The organism is Photobacterium sp. S4TG1, assembly GCF_036040035.1.
Lineage (GTDB): Bacteria > Pseudomonadota > Gammaproteobacteria > Enterobacterales > Vibrionaceae > Photobacterium.
In genome coordinates this window covers 122077-128604 of sequence record NZ_JAYXUH010000012.1, presented here as the reverse complement: position 1 = coordinate 128604, position 6528 = coordinate 122077, and the positions used below count along the sequence as shown (strand labels likewise).

4 protein-coding genes are annotated in these 6528 nt (G+C 37.3%); all 4 read right to left on the bottom strand.

Features of this window, described 5'->3' with window-relative positions; translation table 11 throughout:
- The coding region (locus VXS03_RS14365) for a retention module-containing protein (RefSeq protein ID WP_327764466.1) at positions 1 to 879 on the bottom strand (879 nt) is incomplete at its 3' end.
- A gap of 381 nt (positions 880 to 1260) precedes the next feature.
- Positions 1261 to 4383, bottom strand: coding sequence for an efflux RND transporter permease subunit (locus VXS03_RS14360; RefSeq protein WP_327764465.1), 3123 nt, complete (start codon positions 4381 to 4383; stop codon positions 1261 to 1263).
- A gap of 3 nt (positions 4384 to 4386) precedes the next feature.
- Positions 4387 to 5595: an efflux RND transporter periplasmic adaptor subunit gene (locus VXS03_RS14355; RefSeq protein ID WP_327764464.1), complete on the bottom strand. Its 1209-nt coding sequence runs from the start codon at positions 5593 to 5595 to the stop codon at positions 4387 to 4389.
- 184 nt (positions 5596 to 5779) lie between these two features.
- Positions 5780 to 6526, bottom strand: coding sequence for a 3'-5' exonuclease (locus VXS03_RS14350; protein ID WP_327764463.1), 747 nt, complete (start codon positions 6524 to 6526; stop codon positions 5780 to 5782).
- Between the last annotated feature and the right edge of the window lie 2 nt (positions 6527 to 6528).

Genomic DNA, 6528 nt, shown 5'->3' with positions numbered 1-6528 from the left:
GATCTTATCGCCATCCACATCACTGTCATTGCCCGTTAAATCAACGGTGATTGACGTGTCTTCGTGGGTTGTCACCTCATCCGGTGTGGCTATTGGCGCGTCATTAACCGGAGTTACAACAATAGAAGCATGGCTACTTTGAGTTGAAGTACCATCAGTTACGGTATAATCAACATTAACGTCACCATTAAAATTAGATTTAGGAATAAAGGTGATAGTGCCGTCAGTAGCAATTGAGATATGCCCATGATCAACACTAATAGTTTGATCACCACCCGTTAAAGGTGTTCCGTTAATTGAAGCTATCGATAAAGGATCTCCAGAAATACTGGTGTCGTTATCTAATAGGTGTAATACGATTTTATTGTCTTCAGCAATGGTATAATTATCTACTTTTGCAATAAGACCTTCATGACGAATAGCATTATTAAATAGCTCATCTGATTCTAAAATAGATTTAGGCTGGCCTGCTGTTGAATAATCAGTAGTAGCTAATAGCTCATCACCGTCACGCTGAAGCGTCACAAACCCAAATCCACCAGCATGCGTTGGTGATCCTGCTGCTGTCGCTTTTGTATGAATAGTTGGATCATCACCAGATGCGATTAATGCCTGAATATTTGCGATATCAGAACTATCATTATTAATTGGAGTTTTTGTTGATTCTGGCAATATTTGTTGGCTTTCACCATCAAGTAATATTTGTTGATTATTCTCTGTGGTAAGGGTTAATGTTGCATTTTCATTAAATTGTAATTCCGCTCCTGCGGGTATTATTTGTCCTAATACAACAGTTTCAATCGAACCATTATTATTAATAATAATTTGTCCATGAATATCTTGAACTTTACCTATGAGAGACGTTGCAAACACTTTCATGTAAAAACCCTTACTAATGACTAAAAGATACAATAATCAAATAATCGATAAACAATAAATACTAAATAAGCATCAATCGATTATGCACTGCGATCTATATAAGTCAATTTCAAATGTCCATCTAATGAATAACATTCATTAAAAAAAACAATATTCATTATAATTTAAAACATAAGGGAAATAATTGGTTACTTTTAGAGCAAACAGTGCAATTTTAATCCATTAGTTATTTTTAAGTATATTATAACAATAATTGATTGTTTATTTTTTATTGCTTGTTTTTTATAAAATACCCATTAAATAATAAAAGTTTTTGCCATTATTATATTGACGATAACATTCACTAATAAAGTTTAATCTTACATTAAATTTTATAAATTTTTATTTACCTAACTGAGGATGCCACCAATAATAAAATAAACGACGACAAGTTTGTTGAATATCATTCAAAATCAAATACAGAGCAGGCACTAAGACTAAAGTTACAACCGTAGCAAATAAGATTCCAAAGGCCAATGATGTTGCCATGGGAATCACAATCTGTGCCTGCAAGCTCGTTTCAAGTAAAATAGGCGCCAAGCCAAAGAAAGTGGTTAACGATGTCAAGACAATGGCACGAAAACGACAACACCCAGCATCGGTAACAGCATCATTAAGAGGAACGCCCTGTTTCAGCGCTCGATTAATAAATACCACCAGTACTAAAGAATCATTCACCACGACACCAGACAATGCCAAAATACCAAAGACACTCAGTAAATTAAGTGATATATCTGCCAAATAGTGACCAGCAATAGCTCCGATAATACCAAAAGGGATCACCGACATAATAATCAATGGCTGGCTATATGATCGTAATGGAATAGCCATTAATGCAAAAATTGCAAACAGCGCTAATACTGCATCACGAATAAGACTACCTTTAGTTTCAGATTCTTCTTTTGCTTGCCCATCAAGTTGAATGTTAACCGTCGAATATTGCTGACGCAGTAAAGGTAAATATTCTTTATTAATAATGGTATATATTTCAGATGGAGATGCCTTTTCTTTATGAACATTTGCACTAACAATCAATGTTCGACGTTTATCGACTCGATTAATGCTATTTAATGCTGAGGTAAAATCAATGGTCGCCACTTCAGAAAATGGAACTAATGTGCCATTTTCTAAAACTACTTTCATATTTTGTAAATAACCAACACTACGGCGTTCATCAATAAGATAGCGTACCATCACTTTAACTTCTTCGTTATTACGTAAAATACGTTGAACTTCAATACCATGAAAAGCATGTCGAACTTGGTTGGTTAAATTAGCAACGGATAAACCTAATAACTTTCCAATTGACGTTAACTTAATGTTAATTTCTTGTGTTGGTGCGGATAAATCATCTTCAACATTAAACACTCCTTGATAACGTTCAAGTTGCTGCTTTAATTTTGTCGCAGCCTGTAAAAGTTGCTGACTATTCTCACCTTGTAAACGATATTGAATATCACTTTTCTGGCGGTCAATAGACGCTTCATAAGCAATAGTTTTAACACCAACTAATGGCGGAATATGGTGTTTCCATTTATTTAAAATCTCAAAACTACTTATCGGTAAACTTTCACTTTTTTCTAATTCAACCAGCACAAACATATTGTTATTGTCTCGCATATTAACAAAACTATGCTTCACCACATGTACACCCTGTTGCTGATATATTTCTTCATCTGTTGCATACAGCGCCTGTTCTAATTGATTAATAACCTTAACATTATTAGCTTTTGAATTTGAATCATTCATTTCTACCAATACTTGAATATAGTCAGAAGGTAATTTAGGAAAAAACACCCACCGTAATTGTCCACTGAACACTAACGCCAATGCTAGACACAACACACCAACAAATGTCGCTAAGACGCTATATCTATGCACAATGGCCAAACTAATAAAACGTCGATAATAAACATGAATAAACTTATTTACCGCCTGATTAAAGCGTTGTTTCATTCGCACAATAGGATTGTTCCAAGATCGTTGTTGTACTAAACGCGATCGGGCTAAGTGGGCGGGCAAAATTAATTTAGATTCAATCAGGGAAAAAGTTAGACATAAAATAACCACCCATCCAATGGCCTTAAAAAATTCAGTGCGAGGGCTATCTGACAACAGCATTGGCACAAATGCAGCCATGGTCGTTAATACCCCAAAAGTTGCAGGAATAGCGACTCGCTGCGCACCTTGAATAACATGATTAATTGTTTGCCCTTTTTGTTCCACTTCTGAATAAACACTTTCTCCAACAACAATCGCATCATCAACCACGATCCCAAGCACTAAAATAAACCCAAATAAAGACAATAAGTTAATGGAGATATTAATCATTTCTAATGGCATAAATAGCAATGTGCCAAGAAAACAAAAAGGCAATCCCAGTATTACCCAAAATGCGAGTCTCACTTCAAGAAAAACAGCGAGAATAATAAACACCAATAACCCACCATACACCATGTTAGACAGCATCATATTAAGCCGTCCTTCAAGGTAATGTGACATATCGGCCCATTTATCAATATAAATACCCGCTGGCAATTGTGCCTTTTTATTCGTCACATAATCACTAACTTGCTGTGATATTAATGTTGCGTCTTGATTAGGCAGATTTCGAATTTGTATCACCGCTGCACGTTGTTGATTAAATCGATTAAGTACTGATTTTTCGACAAAACCATCCGTTACAGTGGCAATATCAGACAGGCGTAATCGACTTCCATCAGCGTTCGTGCGTAAAACGATATTTGAAAATTGATCACCTTGATAAAGTTGCTCTGTAGTACGAACTAATACATCACCATCTTGAGCTTTAATTGCTCCTGCGGGTAAGTCCAATGAGCGTTGCTGTAATACTTGTGCTATTTGCTCAATGGTAACGTCATGATCACGCAGTTGTTGCGCGGCTATTTCAATAGCTATTTCATCATTCCTTATTCCGCTAACCGTCACCGCTGTCGCGCTGGTTTGCTGAATAATTTCATCTTTGACAACTTGAGCATAGCGTTTGAGTTGTCGATCACTCAAATCACCATATATTGATAAAAACATCACATTACTCATAAATTCCGCCCGTTGAATCAAGGGCGGCTCCATTTGAGCAGGAAATGTCGTAATATTATTAACTCGCTGTTTTACCTCATCTAAAACTTTATTAAGATCGGCGTCATTCTCAAGCTCAACCGTAACAACTCCACTTCCCTGATTAGCGACAGCCGTCACTCGCTGAATATCAGCAAGATCATCAATAGCTTGTTCAATTTTAACAATGATCCCTTGCTCTACATCAGCCGCAGCAGCCCCTGTATATTGAGTGGTAATAGTAATTTTATGAGTACCAAAGGCAGGAAATATCTCTTTATTAATAAGATTAACTGAAAATAAACCACCGATCATCACCAGTAGCATCAATAAATTAGCGGCAACATGATTACGCGTAAACCAAGCAATGATCCCTGATGATTCCATTCATTAGCCTCCGTTCTCAGTTCCTTTAGAATGCGTCAATGTGAGTGTTGCTTGTTCTGTCTTAGAGAGAGTATTTAAAATAGGGGTTACTTCTTTGCCGTCTAAATGATTATCTGGCCACGTCAGTGACACTAACTCACCGTTTTCTAACCCACTGCTAATGTAGGCATAATTAAGATCAGTACGCGCAACCACGACTTTGCGCATTTGAGTTAAACCATTACTATCAACCAATATCACATGATTATTTCTTACTACGTGACGCTGTAACTTAACAGCGTTATCAATCGGCTTTGCTGCAACATTTGCGGTAACAAACGTCCCAAATTTTAGAATATCCGTTCGTTGCGAACGAGATAATTGCAATTGATAAGGATCGATCACATCAACAATGAGATAAACCATTCGACTTTGCTGATCGATGATCCCTTCAGTACCAATAAAATCAGCTTGCCAATGTTGATAAGGTTGGCCAAGGCGCTCTGAGGCTAATATAACGCGAGTATTGAGTGAGTTTGTATCGAGGAATGAAAAAGCTTGTGGTGTCACAGGAAGGCGGATTCTAGCAACATCTGTACCAAATATGCGCCCAAGTTGCTCGCCAACATTGACATGAGTACCAATATTAACCGCTTTCTCTGTAATTAAACCATCAAAGGGCGCAGTAATAGTTGTACGGGCAACATTACGTTGGGCGCGTGCTAATGCTGCTTGTGCAAATTTAACGTTCGCTTGTTCTTGTTTTCGTTGTGGAATGCGTAATCCTAACGCTGACTGCTTAGCTACAGCTACATGACGTAAATTCTTTTTTGCTACGATCCCATGGGCGATTTCTTGTTCAAGTTTCGCTTTTGCTTGAGCTAACGTTGCCTGTGCTTGAGCAAGATCAGCATGGTAATCATCGTCGTCTAAATACGCTAACACCTGCCCTTTTCGGACGAATTGCCCAACCGAAAAAGCAGGATCTAAACGGTTAACACTGCCACTTACTTGCGCAACTAATTCAGCTTGATGCTTAGGTTTAACCATTCCATAAGAATTAATATTAAAATGCAATTGCTGCTTTTTTACTTGCATCACATCAAGTACTGGCACAATCTTTTCAATCATTTTCTGCTGAGGTTGAGGCCTATTTAATAATAACCCTGCCGACACCCCTGCAAACATCAATAAAATCACTATCGGTAAATAGCGTCTTATAATGACACCCATGTTATCCAATCCCTTACTAGCAAACCAAAACACACTATTGCTTTAATTTGAGTGTAGAGCATCTATGCATAGCGTGTTGTTTAGATGTGCAATTAAGTGATCAATACAGAATAACAACGACAGTAAATGAATAAAGAAAAGTACCTAAACCTTATACTAAGATCTAAGCTTATAATAAATAACACTAACGTTTAAGCAACTGGCCAATAGTCGGATATTTATTACCGTAAATTTTATGCAATAACACTATACATAGCTCCCCGCACGCGATAGCGTCAAATAAAGCATCATGGGCTTGATACTCAGGTAAACCTAATTTATGCCGCGCACTGCCTAAACGCGCATCTTGGTGTGATATTTGATTATTATATAAAGATTGATACAAAGGTAACGTGTCTAGCCACAGTAGCGGGCAATCATTCAATTGATATTTATGCTGCAGATAAGCATTGATAAAGCCTTGCTCCATAAAACAGCCGTGAGCAATACCTATTTTTCCAGTCAAAGCCACCAGCAATCGCATCATTACTTCATCAAGTGCCTGTCCTTGTAATAATTTCGCATGATCAATATGATTAATAACCACGCTATCAGGTTTAATTGCTGCACGAGAATTAACCAATTCACTGACACTAGTACTCAAATCAATCGCATTACTCTGCATAGCAACATAACCCACCGATAGGATATGATCTTGTTGAGCATCAAAGCCCGTAGTTTCAAAATCAATCGCTAACAATGAACATTGGTTAACTATCGTTGATGGTTGGGGTAGCGATGCGCTAAACAATGCTTGTATAAAATCAGGTAAGTCAGGGTGTTGTTGTAATAGCGTTATTCGTCGCTGTTCCAAATCGTTTAAATGGTTTCCCAATAAGCATTGCCACCATAAACGCCATTGAGATCGATTGAAAATATGAGTCTTATTCATAC